General features: G+C 71.9%; 19 protein-coding genes and 2 pseudogenes. 8 read left to right on the top strand and 13 right to left on the bottom strand.

The genetic code is table 11. The annotated features are described in order from the left end of the window. Window positions 1-32: 32 nt before the first annotated feature. The 5 genes from QSK39_RS32075 to QSK39_RS32095 all read right to left on the bottom strand — a co-directional run bounded on the left by QSK39_RS32075 (window position 33) and on the right by QSK39_RS32095 (window position 6205). Entirely contained in the window at window positions 33-2063 is a 2031-nt protein-coding gene (locus tag QSK39_RS32075) for an AfsR/SARP family transcriptional regulator (protein ID WP_285481586.1), read from the bottom strand. Window positions 2064-2405: 342 nt separating this feature from the next. Beyond that, window positions 2406-3038, bottom strand: coding sequence for an alpha/beta hydrolase (locus QSK39_RS32080; protein ID WP_285481587.1), 633 nt, complete (start codon window positions 3036-3038; stop codon window positions 2406-2408). A gap of 34 nt (window positions 3039-3072) precedes the next feature. Further along, a complete protein-coding gene (locus QSK39_RS32085; RefSeq protein ID WP_285481588.1) occupies window positions 3073-4251 on the bottom strand; it encodes an acyl-CoA dehydrogenase family protein in 1179 nt (392 codons plus the stop codon). Next, window positions 4248-5240 carry an alpha/beta fold hydrolase gene (locus tag QSK39_RS32090; protein ID WP_285481589.1) on the bottom strand — a complete coding sequence of 331 codons (993 nt, stop codon included), beginning with the start codon at window positions 5238-5240 and terminating at the stop codon, window positions 4248-4250. Before QSK39_RS32090 ends, QSK39_RS32085 begins: the two co-directional genes overlap by 4 nt. A gap of 11 nt (window positions 5241-5251) precedes the next feature. Beyond that, complete coding sequence (locus QSK39_RS32095; RefSeq protein WP_285481590.1) at window positions 5252-6205, bottom strand: VOC family protein; 954 nt, start codon at window positions 6203-6205, stop codon at window positions 5252-5254. Window positions 6206-6363: 158 nt separating this feature from the next. Here QSK39_RS32095 and QSK39_RS32100 point away from each other — a divergent pair, with 158 nt between their 5' ends. The 3 genes and pseudogenes from QSK39_RS32100 to QSK39_RS53115 form a co-directional block, all read left to right on the top strand. After that, the gene (locus tag QSK39_RS32100) at window positions 6364-7341 is read left to right on the top strand and encodes an AraC-like ligand-binding domain-containing protein (RefSeq protein ID WP_285481591.1); all 978 of its coding nucleotides are present in this window, start codon (window positions 6364-6366) and stop codon (window positions 7339-7341) included. Between the two features lie 81 nt (window positions 7342-7422). After that, window positions 7423-7848 (top strand): hypothetical protein, encoded by a 426-nt coding sequence (locus tag QSK39_RS32105; protein WP_285481592.1) that lies wholly within the window; start codon window positions 7423-7425, stop codon window positions 7846-7848. A 59-nt stretch (window positions 7849-7907) separates the two neighbouring features. Then, window positions 7908-8225, top strand: a pseudogene (locus QSK39_RS53115) (DUF2218 domain-containing protein); the annotation flags it as partial. A 90-nt stretch (window positions 8226-8315) separates the two neighbouring features. Here QSK39_RS53115 and QSK39_RS32110 read toward each other — a convergent pair. Genes QSK39_RS32110 through QSK39_RS32120 form a run of 3 tightly spaced genes read right to left on the bottom strand, consistent with a single transcriptional unit; the run spans window position 8316 to window position 11368 of the window. Then, on the bottom strand, window positions 8316-9251 hold the full coding sequence (locus QSK39_RS32110; protein ID WP_285481593.1) for a DMT family transporter: 936 nt from the start codon (window positions 9249-9251) through the stop codon (window positions 8316-8318). Continuing rightward, window positions 9248-10219 carry an N-acetylglucosamine kinase gene (locus tag QSK39_RS32115; protein WP_285481594.1) on the bottom strand — a complete coding sequence of 324 codons (972 nt, stop codon included), beginning with the start codon at window positions 10217-10219 and terminating at the stop codon, window positions 9248-9250. The genes QSK39_RS32110 and QSK39_RS32115 overlap by 4 nt, the downstream gene beginning before the upstream one ends. Window positions 10220-10222: 3 nt before the next feature. After that, window positions 10223-11368: an SIS domain-containing protein gene (locus QSK39_RS32120; protein ID WP_285481595.1), complete on the bottom strand. Its 1146-nt coding sequence runs from the start codon at window positions 11366-11368 to the stop codon at window positions 10223-10225. Between the two features lie 258 nt (window positions 11369-11626). Between QSK39_RS32120 and QSK39_RS32125 the strand changes: the two genes are divergently transcribed. Then, entirely contained in the window at window positions 11627-12481 is an 855-nt protein-coding gene (locus tag QSK39_RS32125) for a DeoR/GlpR family DNA-binding transcription regulator (protein ID WP_285481596.1), read from the top strand. A gap of 67 nt (window positions 12482-12548) precedes the next feature. Here QSK39_RS32125 and QSK39_RS32130 read toward each other — a convergent pair whose 3' ends face one another. Next, the gene (locus tag QSK39_RS32130) at window positions 12549-15683 is read right to left on the bottom strand and encodes a LamG-like jellyroll fold domain-containing protein (RefSeq protein ID WP_285481597.1); all 3135 of its coding nucleotides are present in this window, start codon (window positions 15681-15683) and stop codon (window positions 12549-12551) included. A gap of 217 nt (window positions 15684-15900) precedes the next feature. Between QSK39_RS32130 and QSK39_RS32135 the strand changes: the two genes are divergently transcribed. Beyond that, window positions 15901-16866 (top strand): type II CAAX endopeptidase family protein, encoded by a 966-nt coding sequence (locus QSK39_RS32135; RefSeq protein ID WP_285481598.1) that lies wholly within the window; start codon window positions 15901-15903, stop codon window positions 16864-16866. Here the strand turns inward: QSK39_RS32135 and QSK39_RS32140 are convergent. Then, window positions 16800-17501: a response regulator gene (locus QSK39_RS32140; protein WP_285481599.1), complete on the bottom strand. Its 702-nt coding sequence runs from the start codon at window positions 17499-17501 to the stop codon at window positions 16800-16802. The two genes, QSK39_RS32135 and QSK39_RS32140, sit on opposite strands and share 67 nt — an antisense overlap. Further along, window positions 17498-18718 (bottom strand): sensor histidine kinase, encoded by a 1221-nt coding sequence (locus tag QSK39_RS32145; RefSeq protein ID WP_285481600.1) that lies wholly within the window; start codon window positions 18716-18718, stop codon window positions 17498-17500. Before QSK39_RS32145 ends, QSK39_RS32140 begins: the two co-directional genes overlap by 4 nt. 385 nt (window positions 18719-19103) lie before the next feature. Between QSK39_RS32145 and QSK39_RS32150 the strand changes: the two genes are divergently transcribed. Together QSK39_RS32150 and QSK39_RS32155 are read left to right on the top strand one after the other, a co-directional pair. Next, the gene (locus QSK39_RS32150) at window positions 19104-23705 is read left to right on the top strand and encodes a DUF6531 domain-containing protein (protein ID WP_285481601.1); all 4602 of its coding nucleotides are present in this window, start codon (window positions 19104-19106) and stop codon (window positions 23703-23705) included. Window positions 23706-24172: 467 nt separating this feature from the next. Further along, window positions 24173-25006, top strand: coding sequence for a carbohydrate-binding protein (locus QSK39_RS32155; protein WP_285481602.1), 834 nt, complete (start codon window positions 24173-24175; stop codon window positions 25004-25006). On the opposite strand, the gene QSK39_RS32160 is transcribed toward QSK39_RS32155, so the two are convergent. Continuing rightward, window positions 24997-25878 carry an NmrA family NAD(P)-binding protein gene (locus tag QSK39_RS32160; protein WP_285481603.1) on the bottom strand — a complete coding sequence of 294 codons (882 nt, stop codon included), beginning with the start codon at window positions 25876-25878 and terminating at the stop codon, window positions 24997-24999. The genes QSK39_RS32155 and QSK39_RS32160 overlap by 10 nt on opposite strands. 70 nt (window positions 25879-25948) lie before the next feature. Here QSK39_RS32160 and QSK39_RS32165 point away from each other — a divergent pair, with 70 nt between their 5' ends. Further along, window positions 25949-26581 (top strand): TetR/AcrR family transcriptional regulator, encoded by a 633-nt coding sequence (locus QSK39_RS32165; protein WP_285481604.1) that lies wholly within the window; start codon window positions 25949-25951, stop codon window positions 26579-26581. Here QSK39_RS32165 and QSK39_RS32170 read toward each other — a convergent pair. Continuing rightward, a pseudogene (locus tag QSK39_RS32170) lies at window positions 26578-26688 on the bottom strand (IS481 family transposase); the annotation flags it as partial. The gene QSK39_RS32165 and the pseudogene QSK39_RS32170 overlap by 4 nt on opposite strands. Window positions 26689-26877: the final 189 nt, after the last annotated feature.

Here is a 26877-nt window from a genome sequence, read left to right on the forward strand (position 1 = left end):
ATCGGCTGGTGACGCCCCGGGGTGCCCGCCCGTCAGGCCGTCAGGCCGCGGCTGGTGTGGTAGGCGCTCAGCAACCACGCCAGTTGCCCCACCGCCCGGTGCCTGCCGTGCGCCGCGGCCGCCCTGCGGAGCGCGAGCAGGCCGGCGTGCTCGGCCTCGAACCAGGCCAACGCCGCCGCGCGGTGCTCGAACTCGGGTGGGGCGCCCCCGGCCGCCGTCGCCAGCTCGATGACCGGGTGTTCCGGGCGCAGCAAGCAGGCCGCCGAGCGCGCGGTGTGCAACTGGACGTCCGTCAAGCGGTCCAGGGCCGCGCCGCGGGCTTCGTCGCCGGCCAGTTCGGCGGCGTACAGCCGGATCAGGTCGTGCATCCGGTACCGGCCGGGGACGTGCTCCTGCAGCAGGTGCGCACCCACCAGGCTCCGCAAGACCGAACGGACCCGCCGGCCGTCGAGACCGGTGAGTGCCGCCGCGGCGGGCAGCGCGATGTCCGGGCCGGGTGCGACGCCCAGCAGCCGGAACACCTCGGCCTCCGCCGGGTCCAGGGCCGTGTACGACCAGGAGAACACCGCGCGCAGGTTCGACGTCAGGTCGCCGGCGTCGAGCGCGTCCAGCCGCGCGGACGCGTCCCGGCATTCCTTGACCAGGACGTCCAGGGGGAAGCCGGGGCGCGCCGTGGCGCGGGCCGCCACGATGCCGACCGCGAGCGGCAGCCCGGCGCACCACCGCACCAGGTCGGCGGCGGCACCGGCCTCGTCGGCGACCGGGCCGGGGCCGATGTGCCGGGCCAGCAGGTCTCGCGCGTCCGCCTCGGACAGCAGATCCAGGTCGACCAGCCGGGCGCCGCGCACGCCGAGACCGGTCAGCCGGTGGCGGCTGGTCACGAGCACGGCGCAGGTCTCGCTCCCCGGCAGCAGCGGCTCCACCTGGGCCGCGTCCCGCGCGTTGTCCAGCACGACCAGCAGCCGCTTCCCGGCCACCAGGCTGCGGTAGCGCGCGACCAGCTCGTCCTCGTCCAGTGGCAGTGTCGCCGGGTCGGCACCCAGCGCGCCGAGCAGCCGCCGCACCGCCGTCTTCGGTGCCATCGGCGCGCCGGACGGGTCGAAGCCGCGGAGGTCGAGGTGCAGCTGCCCGTCCGGAAAGCGCGCGAGGTGGTCGTGCGCCCACCTCAGCGCGAGCGCCGTCTTGCCGACCCCCGCCGGGCCGCCGATCGCGCAGACGGGCACGGTGCCGCCGGCGGCCACGACCCGGGTGAGCACGGCCAGTTCGGCGTCCCGGCCGACGAGCCACCCCGGTGCGGCCGGCAGCTGCCGGGGCACGGCGGCCGCGGACGGCGGATCGAGCTCGGGGTCGGCGGTGAGGATCTTGCGGTGCAGCTCCCGCAGGGCGGGACCGGGGTCGGCGCCGAGCTCCTCGGCGAGCCGCCGCCGGGTCCGCTCGTAGTGGTCGAGCGCATCCGCCTGCCGCCCGCCGCGGTAGAGCGCGAGCACCAGCTGGCCGGCGGCACGTTCGTTCAGCGGGTTCGCCGCGACCCGCGCGGAGATCTCGGCCAGCACCGCGTTGTGCTTCCCGAGGCGCAGCGTGAGGTCGGTGCGGTCGAGCTCGATCGCCTCGCGCTCGGCCGCGAGCGTCTGCCGCATCGCCTCGGTCCACGGTGTGTCCACACCCGCGAACGCGTCGCCGTGCCAGAGCCGCAGCGCTTCGTCGAACCGCGCCAGTTCCTGGTTCTCCCGGGCTTCGGCCACCAGCGTCCGGAACCGGTGCAGATCGATCGCCTCCGGCGCGACGCGGACGACGTACCCGCCCGGCCCGTGCTCGATGACGACGTCCTCGGCGCCGGCGAGGACGCGCCGGAGCCGGGACAGGTAGCTGGCGAGGGATCGGCGCGCCCGAGGCGGTGGCCGGCCGGCCCACACCCGATCGGCGAGCTGGTCGACCGACACCGGGTGGTTGACGTCGGCGAGCAAGGCGGCCAGGACGCCGCGCTGCCGCACGTGCCCGAGGTCGACGGGCCGGCCGTCGACGTGCGCTTCGATGTCTCCGAGCAACCGGAATCTGACAGGCAAGGGGGAGGTCCTCCTCGTGACCGAGGGAGTACGCGAGAGACGGTTCAGGCGTTGTGCGACGGAGAAGCACCACCGGAAATCGGCGGGCCGACGCTCGGCCGTGACAAGGTCACCGCGACGCCGGGCGCGAACGAAAAGTCCACTGAGGACCGAGAGGGTTCTGGCATGCGCGGACGATAGGACGCCCGTGCTTCGGTCCGGCTTCCGTCCGGCTTCGCTCCGGATTGCCCGGCGGCCGTTCCGATCCCGGTGCCGGCCCCAGGAAGTGGCCGGGGTGCGGGCGCTTCCCGGTCAGGGCGGACGTGACCGGCCGGGGAAGTTTCGCGCAGGCCCGAAACGTTGTCAGCCGGCTTGGCGCGCCGCCGCGTCGAGCAGACCGGTTGCCGCCGCGCAGGCCTCGTCGGTGATGACGTGCTCGGTGCCCGGGTCGATGCGCAGGTCGACCTGCGCCCCGGCCTGCCGCAGCAGCGCGGCCGTGTCTTCCACCCGGTGCCGGGGCACCCACGGGTCGTCTTCGATGCTCCGGACCACGGCGGGTACTCCGTGCAGGGCCCGGTCGCCCGGCGCCGGCGGGGGCGTCGTGCCGACGTAGCCGCCGGTGAACAACACCAGCCCGGCCACCGGCCGCGGGTCGGTGAGGATCACGTGGGACAGCAGGCAGGCGCCCTGCGAGAAGCCCCACAGCACCACCCGCCGTCGGTCGAAACCGGCCTGGGCGAGCCGGTCGACGCAGGCGGCCACGGTCCGCGACGACCGGTCCAGCGCGGGCTGGTTGCGCTCGACCGGCTCCAGGAACGACAGCGGGTACCACGTGGCGCCCTCGGCTTCCGGCGCGAAGAACCGCACCGGCGCCGAACCGAACCGGCGTGCCGTCTCCCGCATGAAGGCCGGGTCCTGGCCGCGGCCGTGCACGGCGAGCACCGCCAGCTCGGCCTGCTCCGCCGGGGTGCCCCATTCGACGAGTGACGGGGTCATCCCGCCCGCCACGGGTGCCGGGCGCCGGCCGGCCTCATCGCGCCTCCTGGAGGTCCAGGAACACCCAGTGCGCACCGGGGGCCAGGCCGCTGAGCAGCTTGCCGCAGTTCTGCAGCACGACCGGGCTGGACGTGATGTGCTGCGTGCCGGCGTGCAGGTCGCGGAAGAACCGCTGCAGGACACCGCGCCGCAGGGCCGCCGTCGCCGCCCACTTGTAGACGGTCTGGCCCACGGCGTGCACCGACCACGTGGTGTTGTTGAGCATCAGGCGCGTCAGCGTCTCCTGCTCGGTGTCCAGCGGCTCGCCGCGGTCCAAAGTGGCTTCGCTGTCCGCCCAGACCTCCATCGCCCAGGCCCGCGCCGCGCGCAGCTTCGCCTCGGCCTGGGCGTACTCGGCGTAGAACTGCTGCGTGTCCACCGACGCGTTCGGGCTGCCCGTCTTCTTGGCCGCGAGCGTCTTCAGCTCGTCGAGCATCCGGCGGCCGACCCCGAGCGCCCACCCGGTGTGGCAGATCCCGGCCATGTTCGCCAGTCCCATGCGGTAGATCGCGCCGCCGTGCCGGACGTCGGTCGTCGCGATGCCGTACACGTGGCTCTCCGGCACGAACAGGTCCTCGCACACGTAGTCGTGGCTGCTGGTCGCCCGCAGGCCCATGACGTCCCAGTTGTCGATCATCCTCGCCTGGTCCTTGGGCAGGGTGAAGACCAGCGCCTCGCCGGTCTCCGGGCAGAGCGCGGCGGTGTGGACGTGGGTCGCCATCGAGATCCCGGACGCGAAGTGCCAGTGCCCGCTGATGCGGTAGCCGCCGTCCACCCGCACGGCCGTGCCGAGCTTGGTGCCCTGGCCGGCGATGAGCGCGTGGCCGCCGTTGCCGACGTCCGGGTACAGCTGCGCGACGGCGTCCGGGCCGAGGTAGGCGGCCGTCGTGCCGGTGACCATCTGCACGGCCATGAAGGCCCAGCCGACGGAAGCGTCCGCGTAGGACAGCTTCGCGATCGTGTCGATCACCTGGCGGGGCGAGAACTCGTAGCCGCCGAGCTCCCGGGGGATGCCGACCTTGAACACGCCGGTTTCGTGCAGGGCCTTGGCGGCGTTGTCGGGCACGCGACCGAGTGACTCGCCCTCTTCGGCGGTTTCTTCCAGCAGCGGCGTGATCGCGTCGAGCCGGGCCATGAGCGCGTCGAACTCGTCGCTGACGTTCAGCTGGTTCATGATGTCCGTCCTCGGGTGGTGGCCAGGATCCAGTCGATGACGGGTTTCACGGTTTCGTCCGAGTTCGCCTCGAAGATCAGCCCGTGCCCGTTGCCGGCGACGCCGAAGTCCGGCAGGTGCAGGTGCCGGCCGTCGGCCCCGGCCGCGTTCAGGAACGCCACGACCTCCGGAGCGAAGCCGGCGAACGCCGAGGCCCCGCCCGTCACGACCGCGACCGGCTTGCCCGCGAGCGCCGGGATGCGCCGCCCGGGGACCTCGGACGGGTCACCGGCCGGCGGGTCGCAGGTGAGCTCCGCGCTGGTCAGCCCCCACGTCAGCGCGCCGAGGCCGGGGAACTCCGCGAACGGCGGGCCCATCGGCTCGACCGCGGCGATCGCCACGACCCGGTCCGGCCGCGCGGCCGCGGTCAGCCAGCCGACCGGGCCACCCGCCGAATGGGTCACCAGCACGGCGTCGCCCACGATGTCGAGCAGCCTGCCCAGCCGGTCCGCGTCGAGGCGCTGCGACTCGGCCAGGTCGGCGGGCAGCGGGCCCATCGGGCAGAGCAGCTGGTCGAGGTCGGCCGAACCGATCTCCCGTCCGTACGTCCACTGCGTCTGCGCGTCGCGCTCCCCGGCGGGCAGGAAGAGCGCCTGCGCCGCTTCGTAGGGGAACGGCGCGCCCATCGGGGCGACCACGTCGGGGTGGTAGGGCGAGCGTCCGTGCCCGCAGCGGTCGACGACGTAGACCGCGAAACCCGCCTCGACGAACCGGGTCGCCCAGCCCGGCCTGCCGTCGGGGGTGCCGGTCCAGTCGGTGCCCTGCCCGCCACCGCCGTGCACGAGCACGAGCGGGACGGGGTGCGCGGCACCCGGCGGCGCTTCCCACTGCACGAACAGCGGCGCCCGCTGGACGGTCCCGTGGTCCGTGCGCACCCGCTCGCCGGACACCCAGAACCGGCCACGCCGGACGGTGATCTCGTACCCGCCGGCCACGTGCGGTGCCGCCACGCCGGCCACCCTCAGACGTCGATCGGTTCCAGCCGGCCCAGGATCTCGTCGCGGCGGTGTTCGAACTGCTCCGGCAGCTGGAACCGGGTGCCCAGCTCGTGCGGCGACTCGTCGCAGGTCCAGCCGCCGTCGGCGTGGGTCACGGCGAGCTCGAACAGCGCGCCGCTCGGGGTGCGCACGTAGACGCTCTTGAAGTACTTGCGGTCTTTCAGCTCGGAGATGTCGGTGTAGCCGCGCCCCTCGATCTCGAACTTCACCGCGTCCTGGTTCTCCAGGGTGGCGACGTTCCACGCGAAGTGGTGGTAGGTGCCGGCGCCGTAGCTCCAGGTGCCCTGGTCGCCGGTGCGGTCGACGGTGATCTCGAGGTGGTTGCCGTGCTTGGCGTCGCCGATCCGCAGCCCGATGACGTCGCCCTCTTCGGCGAGGGCGTCCTGGGCGAAGAACGACTCGCCGGCGAACTCGACCATGCGGTCGGGGGTGGCCATGTGCACGCCGACGCCGTGGATGCCGTGGATCGCGTGCTCCTGCGGCACGCCGTGGCCGGGGTGGCCCACCCGCTCGTCGCCGTCGTTGCCGACGAACAGGTACTCGATGCCGGACGGGTGCCGGAACGCGAGCCGGCGCCGGCCGAACTGTTCGACGTCGGTGACCTCGATGTCGTGCCCGGTCAGCCGGTCGTGCCAGAAGTCCAGCGAGTGGTCCGGGACCGACAGCAGGACCTCGCGCGCCTGGTTGGTGCCGCGCTTGCCGAAGAACCCGGCCTGCGCCCAGGGAAAGGTCGTGACGACGCTCGACGGGTCGCCCGCGGCGTTGGAGTAGTACAGGTGGTAGATCGGCAGGGAACCGTCGAACAGGACGGTGCGCTTGATGAAGCGCATCCCGAGGATCTTGACGTGGAAGTCGACGTCTTCCTGGGCGTTCGCCACCGAGAGCGTCACGTGGTGCGAACCTTGCACGTAGGTCATGGGTGACTCCTCGACAGTGAGATGTCCGCCGGGCCGAACTGTAGGGACGCCGCGGGCCGGCGTGTGGCGCGAGAGCGCACGACGATGTCGAACCAGCGCGCGCGTGGCCCGCGGCGCGCCGGCTGGGTACCGTGGCCTGAACGACCGTGGAGATGACGATGACGTCATTCGCAGCGCTGACGGAGCAGTACGCCGGGGTGGCGCCACGGCCGATCGCGTTCGCTTCCTGGGCGGACGCCGTCCGGCGCAGTGTGCTGAGCTTCGAGTTCGACTGCGACCGGCCGGACCGGTTCACCGGCCGGGTCCGCGACCGGCACCTGCACGGGGTCAGCTTCGTCGACATGGCCTCCGGACGGCACGCCGCCCACCGCGACCACAGCACGATCCGCGCCGCCGACGCCGGGTTCTACGTGCTCACCCTGCAGCTCTCCGGGGACATCCGCATCGCGCAGGACGGCCGCGTCGCCGTGCTCACGCCCGGTTTGTTCGCGCTCTACGACTCGGGCAAGCCGGCCACGCTCACCGTCGGCGACGACTACCGCTCCACCTGCATCCGGTTCCCCAAGACCGCGATCACACCCCGGCCGGACGATCCGCTGGGCGAGATCACCGCGCGGCCGTTCGAGTGCGCGCCGGGCCTCACCGACACGGTGTGGAGCACGGTGCTCAGCGTCAACCGCAACCTCGAGTCGCTCGGCGTGCACGGGCCCACGGCCGTGCGCTCACTGATGACCCTCGTCGGCGCGATGCTGCGCGGCGAGCTCGGCCACGCCGTTCCCGCGCGGTCCCCGCACGAGGATCTGCTCGAGCGGATCCTCGGCTACATCGACGTGAACCTGGCCGACGCCGATCTCGGCCCCACCCGGATCGCGGCCGCGCACTTCGTGTCGCCCCGGTCGCTGCACGCCCTGTTCGAACGGACCGGCACGACGGTGTCCCGCCGCATCCGTGAGCGGCGCGTCGAACGCTGCCGGCTCGACCTGGCCGACCCCGCGCTCACCCACGTTCCGGCGTCCGCCATCGGCGCCCGCTGCGGATTTTCCGGCGCGTCCCACTTCGGGCAGGTCTTCAAACGGGAGACCGGCCTGACGCCCGCCGAGTTCCGCAGGCAGGCGCTCACCGGGCCGGCGGAGTAGCTCAGCCGGGGCGGCTGACGTGACGGTGGCCAGGCGGTGGGCCGCGGCGTTCGACGGCAGTGTGCCGGCCGCGGTCAAGGCGTGGAGGCAGTAGGCCGCCAGCTCGTCGGCCGCCACGTCGTCGCGGACGTCCCCGGACTTCGCCGCTTCCGCGAGCAGGTGGTGCTGGGCTTGCGCGACGTGCTCGCCGCGGTGCAGCAGCGCCGCCAGTTCGGTGCCGTGGTGCTGCCGGCCCCGCTCGTACTGGATCACCGCGTAGGCGTCGAGCACCTTGTCGAGCCGTTCGCAGGCCGTGCCGTCCCGGTCGCGGATTTCGGTCAGCCGGGCCAGGTGGGCGCGGACGTGGCGGTCGTGCCAGGCGGACAGGATCGCCTCAACGTCGGGGAAGTACTTGTCAGCCCGTGCTCGGCCACCAGGTCCGCAGTCGCGTCCAGGGTCGCGTCGTGCACCGCCTCCCGGTGCGCCTCGATCGTGTCGTTCCACAGCTTCGGCACGCTCTCGAGCTAATGACCTCCACACCCCACACCCGCGCGGCCCGGTCCGCCGCGCTGAGGAGGAGCTGAACGATGCCGGTCGCCGAAGCGCACGTCGTCACCTCACGCGCCGAACGGTTCCTCGCCCAGCTGTGCCGGCACGCCGAAGCCATGGGCGGGAAGGCGGCGCACCTGCACGGCGGGAACGGGCAGGCGCGTCCCGAGGTGGTGCAGGTGGAGCACGCCGGGAACGAAGGAAAGATCACCTTCGGCTGGGGTGCCTGCACCTTGCGGTCCACTTCGGACACCTTGGTGGTGGGCATCGAGGCGGACGACCTCGACCGGTTGACGCGGCTTCAGGACGTTCTCACCGCGGACCTGGAACGGTTCGGCCGGCGTGACGACCTCGAGGTGCGCTGGGAAGGCCCCGGCAACCCCGCCCCCCGGCCGGGACAGCGGTGTCGTCCGCCGGCCGCGCGGCACAGCCATTGCGCTCGGCGGTCACGACGCGGCTTCCCGCCGATCGATCGGTGCGGCTTCGGCCGGCTCTTCGCCGCTCTTTTCCGTGCTGTACACCATGAGCGACGAGCCCACCAGGGCGAGCACGATGCCCGCTACCTGGAAACCGGTCGGCAGGGTCTGGAACACGGCCAGCGAGAGCACGATGGTCAGCACCGGCGCCAGCGCGTTGGTGATCGGGGCGACGATCGTGGCCTTGCCGCGGCTCATGGCCATCACGAGGAACAGCGCGCCCACGGCGTTGAGCAGCTGCGTGATCGCCGTCAACGCGGGAGCCTGCCACGGGAACGACAGCGGGAGGCCGCCCATCATGACGATCGCGACCGGGATCAGCAGGAGCCCGCTGACGGTCATCCAGCCGAACGTCGTCGCGTCGTTGACCCCGACGACGGCGGCCTTGCGCATGAAGTACGCCTGGACACCCCAGGCGACGCAGACCAGGATCGCGAGCCACAGGTAGGTCATGCCGGTCTCCTGCGAGTCGCCCGAAGACACCGAGAACAGGACGATGGCTACCAAAGCGAGGGCGGTGCCGATCCAGCTGAGCGCGGTGAGCCGTTCACGCAGGGCCGCGAACGCCATCAAGACGGTGATCGCCGGGGAGAGCGCCACGATCGGGAAGATGATGTAGGCCGGGCCGATGGTGAGCGCCTTGAACAGCACCAGCTGCCCGCCCGCGCCGGTCAGGCCGATCAGCAGGCCGTAGACCGCGGCGATCGGGCGGCGGTCGATCTTCTGCCCGCGCAGGGAGAAGTACGCAGGGATGAGCATGGTGATCGACCAGATGACGTAGACCATCGGGTCGGGGTAGCCGTAGCGGGAGGTGGGCAGGCTGGAGAACGCGCCCCAGACACCCCAGAACAGGACCAGCAGGCCGGCGTAGGGAATCCAGGCGGCGCGCCGCTTCGATGCGCTCATGACAACCCCTCCAGGGTGGGGACGGCGGAAATCCGGTCGAGCGGGATGGCGTGGCCCGCCAGCCGGGCGGCGTAGACCGCCGCGCCGACGTGCGGAGGCAGCAGGGGCTCTCGCAGTTCGTAGCCGTGGCTGCCGTGCTGGAGCGCTTCGCGGAAGGAACCCAGGAGGTGGGCCGAGCCGAACATGCCGCCGGAGTAGGAGACCGGCACCGTCTGCTCCGGCGCGAACCCCAGCGCGGCGGCACCGGCTTCGACGTGGAGGGCGAGCTCCCGCCCGGCGCGGCCGAGGATCACCGCCGCGGTGGGGTCACCGGCCTCCGCGGCGCGGGTGACGACCTTGCTGAGGTCCGCGATCTTCCCGCGGTCCCCGTGCCACCGGTTCATGACGATGTCGATGGCGTCGAGGTCGGTGGTGACGCCGAGGGTCCGGCGCATCTCTTCGGCCAGCGCGCTCGGCGGCTGGCGCCCGTCGCTCATCCGGGAGAACGCGCCGAGCCCCTGGACCGCCACCCAGTAGCCGGAACCTTCGTCGCCGAAGAGCTCGCTCCAGCCGCCGGCCCGCCAGTGCCGTCCCCGGTGTTCCCCGTAGGCGATGGACCCGGTGCCCGCGACGACGTTGATGCCGTCCGCGCCGCCGAGGGAGGCCGCCCAGCCGCAGATCATGTCGTTGCCGCACGCGTACCCGACTTCGCCCAGGATGCGGCGGGGGAGCGCGTCGAGCACGGGCACGTCGGCGGAAATCTCGCCGTAGCAAGGGATGCCGAAGAAGGCGTAGGACAGGTCGGCGACGTCGACGCCCGCGGTGGCGCACACCTCGCCGATTCCCCGGCGCAGCAGTGGTTCGACGATGTCGATGCCCTGCTGCAGGTAGTAGAGGCCGGCCGTGCGGGCTTCCGCGACGACGCGTCCTCGCTCGTCGATCAGGCTGAAGGCGGTTTTCGTCCCGCCGCCGTCCACACCGAGGAACATGGCTCAACCCTCCGCCGGATTCGGGAACTCGTGGATGACGACCCCTCGGACCACGCGGTTGACTTCACCGCCGGGGAACGGGTTGTCGGGGGACCGGCCCTGCGCGAGCGAACACGCCAGGGCGATCGACTGCGCCGGAACGGCCGCCACGATGGCTCGCAGTGCGCCGGGCAGGTGCGCGATCCCCGGGATCGGCCACTCGCCGGCGCCGGCCGGGGCGTCGCCGTCCGCGTCGGAGCCGATCACCAGCACTCGGCCGGCCCCCAGGGACTCCACGAGCTCGCGCGTGATGTCGTCGTCGTAGCGGCGGGTGTACGGATCGCCGGACCGGAAGACGATCGCGACGGTCCGTTCGTCGAGGACCGACTTGGGGCCGTGCCGGAAGCCCAGCGGGGTGTCGGCGATCCCGACGACCGCGCCGGCGGTGAGTTCGAGGCACTTCAGCGCGGCTTCGCGGGCCAGCCCCCGGAACGCGCCGGAGCCGAGGTAGACCAGCCGGGCCGGATCGGCGGCGGCGACCGCTTCCGCCCGGCTGGCCGCGGTGGCCAGGACGGCGGCCGCCGCCCGGGCCGCGGCCGCCACGTCGACTTCGGGGCCCAGGGCGAGCAGGGCGGCCAAGGTCATCCCGGTGAACGAGGACGTCATGGCGAAGCCGCGGTCGTTCAGCCGGCCGGGAAGCGCCAGCACGACGGCGTTCTTGGCGTCGGCCCAGCGGCGGGCGAGCGCGCCGGCAGGGTTGCAGGTGATCACGATGTGGTGCAGCGCGGGGGTGAGCCGGTGCAGGAGTTCGGCCGCGGCCGCCGACTCGGGGCTGTCGCCGCTGCGGGCGAACGACACCAGCAGCACCGGCCGGTCGTCGACGACGACGGAGCGCGGGTCGGCGACGATGTCGGTCGTCGCGATCGGTTCGACCGGCCGGGCGAGGTGCCGGGCGAGGTCGGGGGCCACGACCTCCCCGATGAAGGCCGAGGTCCCCGCGCCGGTCAGGACGATCCGGGTCCGCGGATCGACGAGCGCGTCGCCGAGCAGGCGGTCGATGTCGGCCCGCGCGGCGGCGACGGTCCGCGCCACCTCGGGCCACGTGCCGGGTTGCTGCCGGATCTCGCCGGCGGTGCGGCTTTCGTCCGGCTGCGTCTGGTGGATCGACACCCACATCACCTCTCGGGTCGGCGGCTGCCACCTGGACTGGGTGCGCCGGAACTCGGCCGGCTCCGCCAGGCAGGTCGCCTGCCGTCGGCGGCGTGCTCTTGGTACGTCGTGCCGCGTCCGGCGGGCAAGGGTTGGCGTCCAAACGAGCATCGCGGATGTGCGTTTGCGCGATCGGACCCGGCGAACCGAGGTGACACCACGGATGAGTCGACGGATCGATGCACGAAAGTGCTCGAAACCGTCGTATAGTGCGCACGTATGAGCCTTCTCGATGTCGTCGATCCACCGGGAGAAGAGCGGCCCCGCACTCGCGCGCCCCGGTCCGAGCGGATGGCGGAGATGGTGCGCGAACTGGGCGAAACGGGCCGCCTGCGAGTCGGGGAGCTCGCGCGCCGGTTCGGCGTCTCCGACGCCACGCTGCGACGCGACCTGACCGCGTTGGAGGAGCAGCGGCTGCTGACCCGGACCCACGGCGGCGCGCTGGCCCAGGGGGTGGCCTGCGAGCTGCCGGTCCGGTACCGGGAAGGCCGGTCGCGGGACGCGAAGCGGGCGATCGCCCGGCAGGCGGTGCGCCGGCTGCCCCCGGGTCCGCACGTGATCGCGCTGACCGGCGGGACGACCACGCGCGAGCTGGCGAAGGAGCTGCCCGACCGCGCGGATCTCACGGTGGTGACCAACGCGCTGAACACGGCCATGGAGATCGTGCTGCGGCCCCGGGTGAAGCTCGTCGTCGTCGGCGGCGTCTCCCGGCCGCGGTCCTACGAGCTCGTCGGCCCGTGGGCGGAGCAGGTGCTGGCGTCGATCACCATCGGCACGGCCTTCCTCGGGGTCGACGGCATCGACGCGGCGGGTGGCATCACCACCCACGACGAAAACGAGGCGAGGACGAACCGCGCGATGCTCGGCCGTGCGCAACGGGTGGTCGTCGTCGCGGACGGCAGCAAGCTCGGCAAGCGGACGCTGGCGCGGATCGGGGACATCACCGAGGTCGACGAGCTGATCACGGACTCATCGGCCGACCCGGGCAGCGTGGCGGCGTTGCGCGCGGTGGGGGTGCGGGTGACGGTCGTCGACATGCCGGCGCAGGGGGAGAACCGCCGATCGATCGCGTGAGGAGCAACGCCGGTGCGGCGCGGGTGCCGGAGACCGGCACCCGCGCCGACAGCGTGCCGGGTGGGCGTCAGGAGAGCCCGGCGACCTCCGCATCCGTCAACGCCTTGCCGACCACGGCGACGTCGTCGACCGCGCCGCTCCAGAAGTCGACGTTGCGGCCGTCGTACTTGGCCCGCCCGACCGTGAACGCGCCGGTGCCCGCGAGCGCCGGTCCGGCCGGTGCCGTCGCGACCTTCACGCCGTCCACGTAGAGCCGGATCTCGGTGCCGGCCCGGACCCCCGTCAGCTGGTACCAGCGGCCGATTTCCGGCACGACCTCGTACCGGGCGCGGTTGCCGCCGGGCGTGCTGAACGCGAACGCGCCCTGCCCGTACTGCAGGTAGAACGGGCTCTCCCGCTCCCGGCCGTCCTGGCTCACCGCGGTCGCGTAGTTGCCGGGCAGCTGGTCGAGCCGCACCTTCGCGGACACGGTGTAGTCACCGGTCGTGTCGACGACCGGGCCGAGCGTGTCGGCGGAGCCGCCGGTGAACTGCAGCGCGCCGTCCTTGAACGCCGCCCCGGTCGGGGTGAGCGTCAACGGGTTCTTGCCGCCGCTCGAGTCCTTCGCGGTCGTTCCGCCACGCTCGTCGAGCTTCCACGCGCCCTTGCCCGCGTAGGGGTACGGCTTCCCCGCGTCGGCACCGGCCGCGATCACGCGCCGGTTGATCTCGCGGACCGGACCCGGGTCGACCTTGATGCGCTTGCGGTCGTACGTCCAAAGCCCGTTGAGCTCGCCTTCCAGGTCGGTGACCTGCGTGTAGACCGACGCCGACAGCTCGGCCCGAGCCTGCCCGAGGTAGAACGTGCGGGTGTTGTCGACGTACTTCGCCGTCAGCGCCGCCTTGTCCGCCACGCCGCTGTAGATCGCGATCGGCGCACCCGGCCACTGGTGACCCGGCGTGCGCAGCGTGAAGCCGCCGTGCTCGCCGTCCATCGCGACGCGCCTGCCGTCCGAGGCGGCCGGGTCGGTGTTGTTGTAGTCGTGGTGGTCGATGACGTCACCGCGGCCCGAGTCGCCCTTGGACGCACAGCAGTTCACCCCGCTGTGGGCGTTGACGATCCGGCTCGGGTCGGCGGCCTTGACCTGGTCGGCGATCCGGCCGGTGGCCGCCTTGTCCCACTCGCCCCAGCCCTCGTTGAACACGATCCAGGCGTAGACGGACGGGTAGTTCTGCAGCTGGTGCATCTCTTCCAGGCCCTGGCTGAGCCACGCCTGCTGCGCCCCGGCGTTGTTGCCGTCGTCGAGGGACACGAAGTCCTGCCACACCAGCAGCCCGAGCTGGTCCGCGTGGTAGTACCAGCGGGCGGGCTCGACCTTGATGTGCTTGCGGACGGCGTTGAAGCCGAGGTCCTTCTGCGCCTTCAGGTCGAAGACGAGGGCGTCGTCGCTCGGCGCGGTGTTCAGGCCGTCCGGGTAGAAGCCCTGGTCCAGCTGCATCAGGGAGAAGAACGGCTTGCCGTTGAGCGTCAGCTTCGGGACGCCGTTGACAGTGGTGATGCCGGTGGACCGCATGCCGAAGTAGCTCTTGACCTTGTCCCCGCCCAGCTTGATCTCCAGCTGGTACAGGTACGGGTCGTCCGGCGTCCACAGGTGCGGGTTCGGCACCGGCAGCTTCAGGTTCGCGTTCGCCGGCCCGGTCACCGTGCCGACCTGCCGGCCGCGTGCGTCCTTGGCGACCGCCGTGACGGTGGCGGTGCCCGCGGACTTGACGGTCAGCGCCAGCGTGTTCGTGGTGAGGTCGGGGGTCGTCTTGATCTCGTCGATGCCCTTGTCCGCCACCGGTTCCAGCCACACGGTCTGCCAGATGCCCGACGACGGCGTGTAGAAGATGCCGCCGGGGTTGGGGGACTGCTTGCCCTTGGGCTGGTACGGGCCGGTCGTGTCGGTGACGGCGACGACGATCTCCTGCTCGTCACCGCGCTTGAGCGCGTCGGTGATGTCGGCGCTGAACGCCGTGTACCCGCCGGTGTGCTCGGCGACGACCTTGCCGTTCACCCAGACCTTGGCCTGGTAGTCGACCGCGCCGAAGTTGAGCTTGAGGCGCTGCCCGCCGCCGATCTTCCAGTCGCGCGGGACGGTGATCGTGCGGCGGTAGAACATGTGGTCCTCGTGCCGTTCGAGCCCGGAGAGCTGCGACTCGATCGGGTAGGGGACGACCACCTTTTCGGGCAGCTTCTTGCCGAACGTGGGCTGCTGGCCCTCCTTGGCGGCCGAGAACTCCCACGGGCCGTTGAGGTTGACCCACTTGTCGCGTTCGAGCTGCGGCCGCGGGTACTCCGGCAGCGGGTGGCGCGGGTCGACGTGCTCGCCCCACGGCGTCCGGAGCCGTTCTGTCGACGCGTTCGCGACGGTGCGTCCGGTCTTGCCGATCTTCGTGCCGTTCACCGCGAGCGCACCCGCGCCGTCGTAGTAGACGGTGACGCGCTGGCCCTTCAGGACCCGCTCGGCCAGCCGGATCGTCGCGCGGTCGCGGCTCGTCGTGATGGACGAGATCGGCATCGGCGTCGCGTCGACCTCGATCAGCAGGTGGTCGGCCAGGTCGCCGGTACCCGAGACGCGGCCGTCGAAGCCGGCCGTGAGCGTGCGACCGTCCTGGGACACGTCCGCCGTGCGCGGCACGACGGCGAAGTCGGCCGGCGGCGTGAACGCCGAGAGCGGCACGATCTGCTTCGCGATGGCCGGGCTCGACCAGCGCAGGAACATGTTGGCGCCGCCGGTGTCCTGGAACATCTCCAGCTTGAAGTCGTACTGCTTGCCGGCGGTCAGCGTGACCGGTGCGCTGGTCTGCTCGGTGTCCCAGTCGCCGACCCAGTGGTCGATCACCGGTGCGCCGTCGAGGAACAGCCGGAACCCGTTGTCGCCGATGGCGTAGAACGTGTAGTCGCCGGTCTGCGGCACGGCGAGCTGCCCGCTCCACCGGGCGGTCGTGTGTTCCGTGCGCCCGGCGACCAGCCCGAAGACCGAGGTCAGGTCGGGGTGGTTGACCTCCGAGTCGAGGGCGGTACCGGCCAGGTTGGCGAAGTCGTGCGCGTCCGGTGTCGACGGCGTGAAGTACTCGGCCTTCAGGCCGTGCACGGGCTCGGCGGCACCTGCGGGCGGCGTTCCCGACGCCACGCCCAGCGCCACGAGCAGGGCGAGGAGGACGGAACCAGCTCTTCTCATCGGCGACCCTTCATTTTTACAACGTTGTAAAACGCTCTCCGAGGGATCCAAACAGATAAATCGGACTCCTCGATACCGCCGAATGTCGGTATCTCGAGGGCCGACTGCCCACGCCCTTGGGGGCGAGCCACTCCGGCTTGCACCTTTCGATGGCATCGAGCGAGTTCGATCTTTTGCCGCTCGTGGCGTGACCGGGGGCCTTCCTACGCTCCGCGCCATGACGAATTCGAGCTGGAACCCACCGCAGCACCCGCCCGCCGCGGGCTCACCCGCGGCGCGCGGCCGCGGTGTTCCGGGCGCCATCCGGCGTCGCCCGTTGCCGAGTTTCTTCCTGCTCGCCAACGCGTTGAGCTGGCTCGCGTGGCTGCCGTACATCCTTTCCCAGGACGGTCTCGGCGTCTGGAGCTTCAAGTTCCCGGAGGTGCTCGGCTCGGGCCAGCTCGCCGGCGTGCTGCCCGGGGCCTACCTCGGGCCGATCGGCTCGGCCTTCCTGGTCACCGCGGTGGCGGAAGGCCGCGCCGGGCTGCGGAAGTGGGGCGCCCGGATGTGGCGCTGGCGGGCGAAACCCCGCTGGTACGCAATTTCCCTGCTCGGCGTCCCCGCGGCGATGTTCGCCGCCGGCATCGTCTTCTCCGACGACCAGGTCAGCGCCCCGTCGATGATGGTGCTCGCCGCCTACATCCCGGGCCTGATCACCCAGATGATCACGACCGGGCTCGCGGAAGAGCCCGGCTGGCGCGACTTCGCGCTGCCTCGCGTGCAGCGCCGGTTCGGCCCGCTGCGCGGCTCGATGCTGCTCGGCCCGATCTGGGCGGTCTGGCACTTCCCGCTGTTCTTCACCGAGTGGGGCGGCTGGCCGGAGGCGGACTGGAGCCGTCCGGTGGCGTTCACCGTGTTCTGCGTCGCGTTCAACATCGTCATGACCTGGATCTTCAACCGCACCGGCGAAAGCCTGCCCCTGGCGATGCTGGCCCACGTGAGCGTCAACAACTTCGCTTCGGTCGTGTGGTCGGAGGTCTTCCCGACGATCGACCCGAACCGCGCGGTGGTGGCCATGGCGGCGGCCGCGGTCGTCGCCGCCGGTGTCCTCGTGGTCGTGACGCGGGGCCGGCTCGGCTACCCCGAACGGCCGGTCGACGCGGTCGCGGTCCCCGGCCCGGGCACGGCGACCACCCGGTTCTGATAGGCCCAGACGACCGCCTGCAGCCGCGACCGCACCCCGAGCTTGGGCAGCATCCGCGCCAAGTGGGACTTGACCGTCGACACCTCGACGACGAGCGACTTCGCGATCTCCTCGTTCGACATCCCCTGCGCGAGCAGGAGCAGGATCTCGTGCTCCCGCGGGGTCAGCAGGTGACCGGCCCGCTCGGCGGTCACCGGCTGCAGGCGCCGGCGCTGGACGAACTCCCGCATGATCCGGCGCGTCAGCGTCTGGTCGAGCGTGCCCTGCCCGGCCGCCACCTGGCGGACGGCCCGGACGATCGCCTCCGGTTCGGTGTCCTTGAGCAGGAAACCCGATGCCCCGGCTTCCAGGGCGCCGAAGACGTATTCGTCGACGTCGAAGGTGGTCAGCACGAGGACCGGGACCACCGGATCGGCGTCCGGGCCGCAGAGCTCGCCCGCCACTTCGATCCCGCTGCGGCCGGGCATCCGGATGTCGAGGCAGGCGATGTCGGGAACCAGCTCCCGAGCCATCGTCAACGCCTCGGTGCCGTCCCGGGCGACGCCCACCACGTCCAGGTCGGGTTCGGCGCCCAGCAACGCGGACATCCCGGCGCGCACCAGGTGCTGGTCGTCGCCGATGAGCACGCGGATCATCCGGACTCCTCCTGAGGGTGTGCCGGTGCGGTCCTGCCGGTGTCCCCCACCGGGAGGGTCAGGCGGACTTCCCAGCCGCCGCCGGGGATCGCGCCGTACTGGATCCCGCCGCCGACCAGCTGCGCCCGCTCGGTCATGCCGACCAGGCCGAAACCGCCGCCGGGTCCCGGATCCGGCTCCCGGCCGGCGGCGTTGCGCACGACGACGGTGAGCCCGTGCCCGCTCCGCCGGCCGAATTCGACCACGCAGGGCGCGCCGGGGGCGTGGACCGCGGCGTTGGCCAGGGACTCCTGGACCATCCGGTACCCGACGACCTGGGCCAGCGGCCCGACACCGGCACCCACGTCCTCCGGGCCGCCGGGGACGACGAGGTCGATGTCCATTCCCGCCGCCCGCCGCGCCGCGACGAGTCCCGGCACGGCGTCGAGCGACTCGATCGCCGGGGCCTCGCCGGTGTCCTCGCGCAGCAGCCCGACCAGCCGCCGCAGGTCGTCCAGAACTCCGCTGCTCTGCTCGCGCACGTGCCGCGCCAGTTCTTTCGCGGCCGCCGGGTCGGTGTCGATCTGCCGGCCGATGGTGCCCGCGACGAGCGCGATGCCGGACATGTGGTGCGCGGCGATGTCGTGCAGTTCCCGCGACATCGCCGCGCGCTGGTGCTCCACCGCGGCCTTCAGCAGCGCCTCCTGCTCGCGGTGCTGCGCCAGCGTTTCCCGGTGCCGGGCTTCACGCAGGTCACGCTGCGCCACCACCGCCATCCCGGGCAGCAGGCCCAGTCCGACCACGACCAGGCCCTGCAGCACCGCGCCACCGAAGGCGGCCGGGGCCGCGAGCGGGCCGAGGCTGACTTCGTTGGCGAACTGGGTCGCGATCACCGGCAGCCCGGCGATCGGGAGCGCGAGCCACACCGGACGGAACAGCTTCCCGGAGATCGCGAGGTAGCCGCCGACCACCACGGCGAGCGTGGTCAGGCTGACCGCGCCGTTCGGGACGACCAGGGCCAGCACGAGCGGGGCGGTGGCGAGGATCGTCAGCCACAGCGCCGGAAGCCGGTCCACCGGCACCAGGCAGGCCGCTTGCAGGCCGAGAACCGCCGCCGTCAGCCACCAAGCTCCGTCGCCGAGGTGCGGGAGGCCGGTCACGGCCGGGTCGGCCGACACCGAGAACGTCGCCGCCAGCAGCAAGCCGAGGGCGACCAGCCCGCAGGCCACGCCCAGCACCGGCGGTGACTCCCAGCGCGGACGACCGCCGCCGGCCGAGAACCGTCCCCGGATCGATCGGTTCGGCTGACGTGCCGCGGCTGCCACCACCCGCGGCACGGTAGCCGAAGGACACGCGCCGCCCCGCAGTCCCCGTCGCACCGGTGCGGCCGTGGCCGCGAACCGCAGGTGCGAACGGGCTCTTCCGGCGGGACTCCCGTGCAGTTTCCGCGCCGTTAACCCCCGGTTGGTGGCGAAGTCTGGCTAAGGTCACGTCGGTGGGGGATCGACGCTGCCCGGTCACCGGAGTCGTCAGCGGCACCGGGGTGCGCGACGTCGTCACGGCGGAAGCGGGGGGTTGCGGCCGTCATCGAGTGCGAATGAACCGCGAGAAGGAACCGACGCCATGGCGAACCCGCTGGTAGCTCAGCGCGAAGATTCCACCACGGCCATTTCCGGGCTGCCGCTGCTGGAGTCCGCGAACGATCTCAAGCAGGGGATCGAGAGCGGCGACTGGGCCTCGGTCGCGATGGGCGCCGTCGGGGTCGCGCTCGACGCGCTGTCCATGGCCATGGATCCCTTCGGGTCGATCCTCGCCGCCGGCGTCGGCTGGCTGATCGAGCACGTCGGCCCGCTTTCCGCCGCGCTGGACGCCCTGACCGGGGACGCCGACCAGATCAAGGCCCAGTCCCAGACGTGGGCCAACGTCGCCAAGGAACTCGGGGCCGTCGGCGAGGAGCTGGCCGACCTGGTCAAGGCCGACCTGCAGTCGTGGAGCGGGAACGCCTCCGACCAGTACCGCCGGCGGGCCGCCGACACGGTCGACCTCCTCACCGCCGCCCAGAAGGGCTGCGAAGGGGCCTCCAGCGGGGTCAAGACGGCCGGTGAGGTCGTCGCCGCCGTCCGGATGCTGGTCCGCGACATCATCGCCGAGCTCGTCGGCCACCTCATCAGCTGGGCGCTGCAGGTGGTGTTCACCCTCGGCATCGGACTGACCTGGGTGGTGCCGCAGGTCGTGGCGGCGGTCGCCAAGACCGCGTCGAAGATCGCCGACATCACCAAGAAGCTCGTCAAGGCGCTCAAGGCCCTCGTCCCGCTGCTCAAGAAGGCCGGGACGCTGTTCGACGACGCCGCCAAGGCGCTGCGCAAGATCAAGCCCGGCAAGACCGGCAAGGTCGACCCGCCGCCCAAGATCAAGGAGAAGGGCAGCCCCGACGGCCCCGGCGGCAAGAAGGACAAACCGCACGACGACGACAGCACGTCCACCTCGAGCGCGGGCCACGGCGACGGCAAGGGCGGCGACGGCCACAAGAGCGGTGACGGCGGCGGGGACAAGGGCGGCGGCCCCAAGAACGACGGCGACCAGACGAGCACCAGCGGCGCCGGAAGCGGCGGCGGCAAGGGGGACAAGGGCGGCAAGGGCGGCGGCAACGACACCAAGGCCAAGGACAACCCCGACCGTTCGACGGCCGACAAGTCGAAGAACTACTGCGGTGACCCGATCGACGTCGCGACGGGTGAGGTCGTGATGACCCAGGTCGACGTCACCCTGCCCGGTGCGGTCGCGGATCTGGAGCTCTCCCGCACGCACCTGTCCTCCTACCGGGCCGGCCGGTGGTTCGGCCCGTCGTGGACGTCCACCTGGGACCAGCGGCTGGAGCTCGACGCGCACCGCGTCCGGTTCCACTCCGAAGACGGCATGGTGCTGGACTACCCCGTCCCGGGCGACGAGCCCGTGCTGCCGGTGCAGGGGCCGCGGCACCGGCTCCGCCGCGTGCCGCAGGGTTTCCGGCTCTCGCTCGGCGATCGCGAGCTGCATTTCGCCGGCACCGGCGGCGTTCTGCCGGTCACGGCCATCGAGCAGGACGGCGAGCGCACCGAAATCGAGTACGCCGCCGACGGTTCGCCCACGGTGCTCCGCCGTCCCGGCGGCGTCGAGATCGTGGTCGGCACCGAGCGGGGGCGGATCGTCGCGCTCGGTGCGCCGGGGCAGCCGCCGGTGGTGCGGTTCTCGTACAACCGGCACGCCCAGCTGAGCACGGTGACGGACTTCGCGGGCCGTTCGATGGCGCTCGACTACGACTTCGACCACCGGCTCGTCGGCTGGCAGGACCGGGTCGGCACCTGGTACCGCTACGTCTACGACGACGCGGGCCGCTGTGTCCGCGCGGTGGGCGCGAACGGCTACTACAACGCGGCTTTCGCCTACGAACCCGGCGCGACCCGGCACACCGACGCCGTCGGCCACACCTGGACCTACCGCCTGAACGCGGCAAACCAGCTGATCGAGCGCATCGACCCGCTCGGCAACTCCCGGCGCTACGAATGGAACCGGCGCGACGAACTGCTGTCCCAAGTGGACGAACTGGGCCGCGAAACCCGTTACGACTACGACGACGACGGGCTGGTGGCCGTCCACCGCCCCGAAGCGCCCGCCGTGCGGCTGAGCCCGGCCGAAGACGGCGCGGTGTGGCTGCGGGCCGGCGAAGGCGACGACGAGATCGAGCGCCTGGTGTTCGAGTTCGACCCGGTCACCACCCTGCTCGGCAACGGGCTGCCGGTGGACGTCCTCGAGTCGCCCGACCCGTTCGAGGACGCCCCCGTGACCGACCGGGCGGCCCGTCCCGGCGACCGCGACCTGTACGGCCGCCCGCGCCTCGCGCACACGGCGTCCGGCGCGGCCGCGCGGCTCGGCTGGACCGCCGACGGCCGCCGCGCCTGGCGGCTCGGCCCGCACGGCGGCCGCGAGACGTGGGTGCACGACGCGGAAGGCAACGTCGTCGAATACCGCGACGCGGCGGGTGCGCCGCGGCGCCGCAAGCACGGCCCGTTCGGCCTGGTGCTGGAGGAGACCGACGCCGCGGGCGCGCGCACGCTGTTCACCTACGACGGGGAGCTGCGGCTCACCTCGGTGACCAACCCGGCCGGCCTCACCTGGCACTACGTCCGCGACGCCGCCGGACGGCTCGTCGAAGAGACCGACTTCGACGGACGGCGGACCACCTACGCCCACGACGCGGCGGGACAGCTGCGGCGCATGACCACCGGCGCGGACCAGGTGGTCGAGTACGACTACGACCTCGAGGGCAACGTCGTGGCGCGGCGGACCCCCGACGACGTCACGAGCTACGTGTACGACGCGCTCGGCCGGCTGGTCGTCGCCGAGAACGCCGAGTCGCGGGTCGAGATCCGCCGCGACGGCGGGGACCGGGTCATCGCCGACACGATCAACGGGCTCGGCGTGTGCTGGCGCGACGAGGGCGACGCGGTCATCCGGCGGACTTCGTCCGGTGTGGACAGTGAGTGGCGCTTCACGGAGTCCGGGCTTCGCCGATCGCTGCGGATCGCCGGCCACGACGTCGAATTCGCCTACGACGACGCCGAGCGGGAGGTCGTCCGCAGCGTCGACGGCGAGGTGGTGCTCCGGCGGCGGTTCGACGAGGAGGACCGGCTCGCCGAGGAGGACGTCGCCGGGGTCGGGCGGCGCACCTACCGCTACCGCCCGGACGGCAGGCTCGCCGGCGTCGACGACACGATCCGGCCGTGGCAGCTCTCCTACGACGCGGCCGGCCGGGTCAGCGAGGCGCACGGGCCCGGGGTGTCGGAACGGTTCACCCGTGACGCCGCGGGCAACATCACCTCGGCGACGGCCCCGTCGCCGGCGGGCTCGCGCGGCTACGAGCGCAACCGGCTCGCCCGCATCGGGGACATCCACTTCGAAGGCGACGAGCAGGGCCGCGTCACCGGCTGGCGCCACGCCGACCGGTCGTGCGGCTACGAGTGGGACCACCTCGACCGGCTGCGCTCCGCGCGCACGCCCGACGGTGCGCTCTGGACCTACCACTACGACCCGATCGGGCGGCGGTTCGCCAAGCGCTGCTGGGTGAGCGGCCCGGAGGGGGAGCCCGAGCTCACCCTGGACGTCCGGTTCCTGTGGAGCGAGCTGAACCTCGTCGAACAGGTGGAGCACCGCCCGGCGGACGGGTCCTACCGGTTCCTCACGTGGGAGCGCTTCGACGACGATCGCCCCGTCGTGCAGGTCGAGCACGCCGGTGTCGTCGAGGAGGCCCGGTTCCGGGTGGTGATCACCTCGCCCGCCGGGACGCCGACCGAGCTGCTCGACGAGCGCGGGACGCTGGTCTGGCAGGACCGCAGCAGCTTCTGGGGCGTGCCGCTGGCCGGCGCCGACACCGCGGCGATGCCGCTGGCGTTCCCCGGCCAGTCCCGCGACGAGGAGACCGGGCTGCACTACAACGTCTTCCGGTACTACGACCCCCGGACCACGCGCTACCTCAGCCAGGACCCGCTGGGTCTCGCCGCGGCGCCCAACCCCGTCGGCTACGTCGACCAGCCGCTGCTCGACAGCGACCCGCTCGGTCTCGCGCCGCAGCGGTGCTTCAAGGGGAAGGTGAAGGACCGCGCGAAGCGGCTGCGCGACCGGAACAAGCGGAAGCAGGCGGCCCAGCCGGCGACGCGGAAGAGCCCGCGGAAGCAGCCCATCCGCGTCGACAACATGACCAAGGAAGAGTTCGAGAAGTTCAAGCCGGAGCTCGACAAGATGCTCAAGGCCGACAAGCACTTCTTCTGGTCCGGCGGGCTCATGGAGCGGGTGCCCGGGAAGAACAACCCGGACAAGTACCTCGGGTCGATGGAGGACAAGGCCACCGAGATCGCCAAGAAACACGGCGGCAACACGCTCGAAGGCACCCTCAAGGACAACAACGTGAAGATGCCCGGGTGGATCAAGGACCCCAACGACCCGAGGCGGCCGCTGGTCCAGGAGAAGTGGGACTACGTCTCCGAGACCTTCGCCAAGAACTCCGAGGCCGGCAAGACGCACGTGGTCTTCCCCAGCCACCCGGGCAAGGGTCACGACGTCTACCCGTACCGGCGCCCGGACAACGTGTTCGACGTGACCGAGTACCCGCGGCTCAAGCAGGACGGCAAGGGCGACATCACCAAGTTCCACGACCGGACCGACTACGAGCGTCCCTACCGCGCGACCTGAGACCGTCCTAAGCGGACAGTGAGTGGCCGCCGTGCCCGGGTGCGTCCGCGCTCGGGTTCCGAGCGCGCCCACGGCGAAGGGCTCCGCTCGTCCTGCGCCGGATTCCGCGGTGCAGACAGGAATCAGACAGGTTGGGCGGAAAGTCTGGACCACGGGGGTGACCCCTTCTCACACTGGTGGGTGAATATCTCCCCGTCCCCGGAGGTGCCGCCTGACGCCCGCCACTTCGGTTTCGCCTTGATCTCGAGTGCGCACGATCCGGCCGGTTCGCGAACGGGGAACAGGCCGTCCGGTGTGCCGGCAGTACTCCGAGCTGTGCGGGAACTGGTGCCGGTCAACGGGATCCTGTGCGAGTGCGGCCTGAAGCCGGTCACTTCCTGATTCCCGCTCGGGGTCACCCGCCCCGGCGGATTCCGCTCATGCACCGGACCGGTGCCGAGCGATGCGCTTTCAGACAAGGAGTTCTGATGCGAAAAACCCTCATCGTGCTGTCCGCCGCGGTGTTCCTCAGCGTGCCGGCCACCTCGATCGCGGCGCCGGCCCCGGCGGGCACCGTCGTGGCCGGTGCCGTCGACGGCACCACCCAGGTTGCCGCGGCCGACCGGTTCCGGGAGATCCGGACCGGGCAGGCCGGTCACCGCACGCAGGCCACCAGCATCCACGACGACTGGGGCGTCTACACCGGTGGCACCGCGGTCACCGGGCAGGACGCCATCCAGGCGGCCTACAGCGATCTCACCGTCTCCGGCGACACCCTCTACGCCCCGACGATGAAGGCCCCGGGGTCCTGCGTGGAGCTGGTGACCGCCTACAACGGCGGGGCCAAGCAGGTCTGGGCCTGGGACTGGTGCGTCGGGGTGACCGTGGCCAAGTCGGTGAACATCGACGCCAATTTCCGCACCAGCTACGTGACTTCGGTGAACGGCCACGACTCGTACCACGGCAAGGTGGAGCAGACCGACGCGGCCAGGAACACCTGGACCGCGTCACTGTTCAACTACCGGGCCAACCGGTGGGACACCCTCTACACGCAATCGGGCACCGACCAGTCCCGGGACAACCGCAGCTGGAACATCTTCGAGATCTACGCCAGCGGCAACACCACGGCGGCCTACTGCACCGCGCTGGGCACCCGGAACATCGAAAGCAGCAGCTACAAGATCAAGCTGAACGGTTCGTGGCAGGCCGCGAGCACCGGCAACACTTCGGTGATCTCCAATTCCTCGACCGCGAACTTCCTGTGCCCGAACCTGTCTCGCACCGTGGTGCACGCCAACGACCAGTGGCAGGTTCACCGCTGACCGTTCACCGCCGGCCGGACGGTTTCTTCGGCGAACTCTCGGAACGTGGTGGGCGTGGTGTTCGCGGCGGTGCGGGGAACGGCGTTGGTGACGCCGCGCTCGCCGGCGAGGTCCATGTCCACCACGGACCGGGCCATCGCCTCGGAGAACCCACGGCTGACGAGGAACGGTTCGACGGCGGCGCGGTCGCCGTGCTCGTAACGGACGGGCGTGCCGAGGACCTCGGTGAGGATCGCGGCGATGGCCCGGTACGAGAGGTCCTCGCCGCCGAGCACCTCGACCGGGTCCTGCCCGGTCCAGGTGCGGTCGAGGAGGTACCCGGCGGCGAGTGCCGCGATGTCCTTCGTCGCGATCCAGGGCATCGCGAAGTCGGCCGGGACGGTGCCTGAGACGACGCCGTTCCGGATCGTGGCCACCTGCCGCAGGATGTTGTCCATGAAGCCGGGCAGGCCCAGTGCGCGCACGTGCGCGCCGGTGCTGCGGAAGAGGTCCTCCATCGCGTGCGAGGCGGAGATGTGGCCGGCGTAGATCTGCGATCCGCGCCCGAGCGCGGAGACGATCACGACGCGCGGTACCGCGTGACGGACGACGGCGTCGGCGCCGGGGATCGAGGCGGTGACGTACGCCTCGTAGGGACTGCTCGCGGTCGCGGCCGCCGGCATGAGCCAGAACAGGGCGTCGGCGCCGTCGAGGGCGCGGTCCAGGACGTCGCGCTCGCGGTGCGAGCCGACGACGATCTCGGCTCGTTCCCGCACGTCGGCGGGCAGCTTGCCGGCGTCCCGGACGACGAGGCGGACCGGCTCGTCCCGCCGGAGCAGTGTGGTGACGAGCTTGCTGCCGATCTGCCCGGTGGGGGCGGTGATCACGATCATGGATGATGACTCCTGACGAACGGGAAGCGGAAGTAAACTACACTGTACCGTATACTTTAAGGTGGACGCCATGGCCCGACGCGGCGAAGCGCTGCGCGAGCACATCCTCGACACGGCGAAGCTCGCGTTCCTGGAGGACGGCTTCGAGCGGACCTCGATGGATGCGATCGCGGCGCGCGCGGAAACGTCGAAGCGTTCCCTGTACGCGCATTTCCCGACGAAGGACGCGTTGTTCCTCGCGGTCGTCGAGCGCACCCGCACCCTGTTCGGCGAGCGGATGCGCACGCCCGCCGACTACGCCGCCCAGCCGGGGGAGGCGGTCGTGCGGTACTGCGGGCGCTTCCTCCAGCTGCTGCGCTGGTCCTCGACCACGAGGATGCTCCGGCTCGGCATCGCCGAAGCCGACCGGCTGCCGGACCTGGCAGCCGGCCTCCACGACGTCCTGTTCGGGACCACGGCCCGCGAACTCGCGGCGCACTTGTCAGCGGCGTGGGGCCTGGCGACCGACGAGGCCGAGACGGCGGCGAACGAGCTGATCGGCCTTGTCATCCACCCGGCGCTGCCCCGATTGTTGTGCGGCATCGACCCTTCCGTGGACGAGCTGCCGGAGGAGGCCCGCTTGGCGGCGGAGGTCGACCTCGACCGGATCCGGCGCCTCTGCGACGTCGTGCTGCCTCCGTTGCCGGCAGCGAACCAGGTGTGATGTCCGGGGAGGTCGGTCAGCTGCGCGACCGGTGGCTTGCCGCCGGTTGAGCTGTGGGGTCGGCGGTGATCGTAGAAGGGTAGCCATCCAGGCAGCGCGGCTCGGCGCAGGTGCCGCGCCAGACCTGGGACCGGCAAGCCGACCCGTTGTCCGACAGCATCTCCGAGCCGAGCCGAGCCGAGCCGAGCCGAGCCGAGCCGAGCCGAGCCGAGCCGAGCCGAGCCGAGCCGAGCCGAGCCGAGCCGAGCCGAGCCGAGCCGAGCCGAGCCGAGCCGAGCCGAGCCGAGCCGAGCCCG

The sequence above is a fragment of the Amycolatopsis sp. NBRC 101858 genome, from assembly GCF_030269325.1.
Taxonomy (GTDB): Bacteria; Actinomycetota; Actinomycetes; order Mycobacteriales; family Pseudonocardiaceae; genus Amycolatopsis; species Amycolatopsis ponsaeliensis.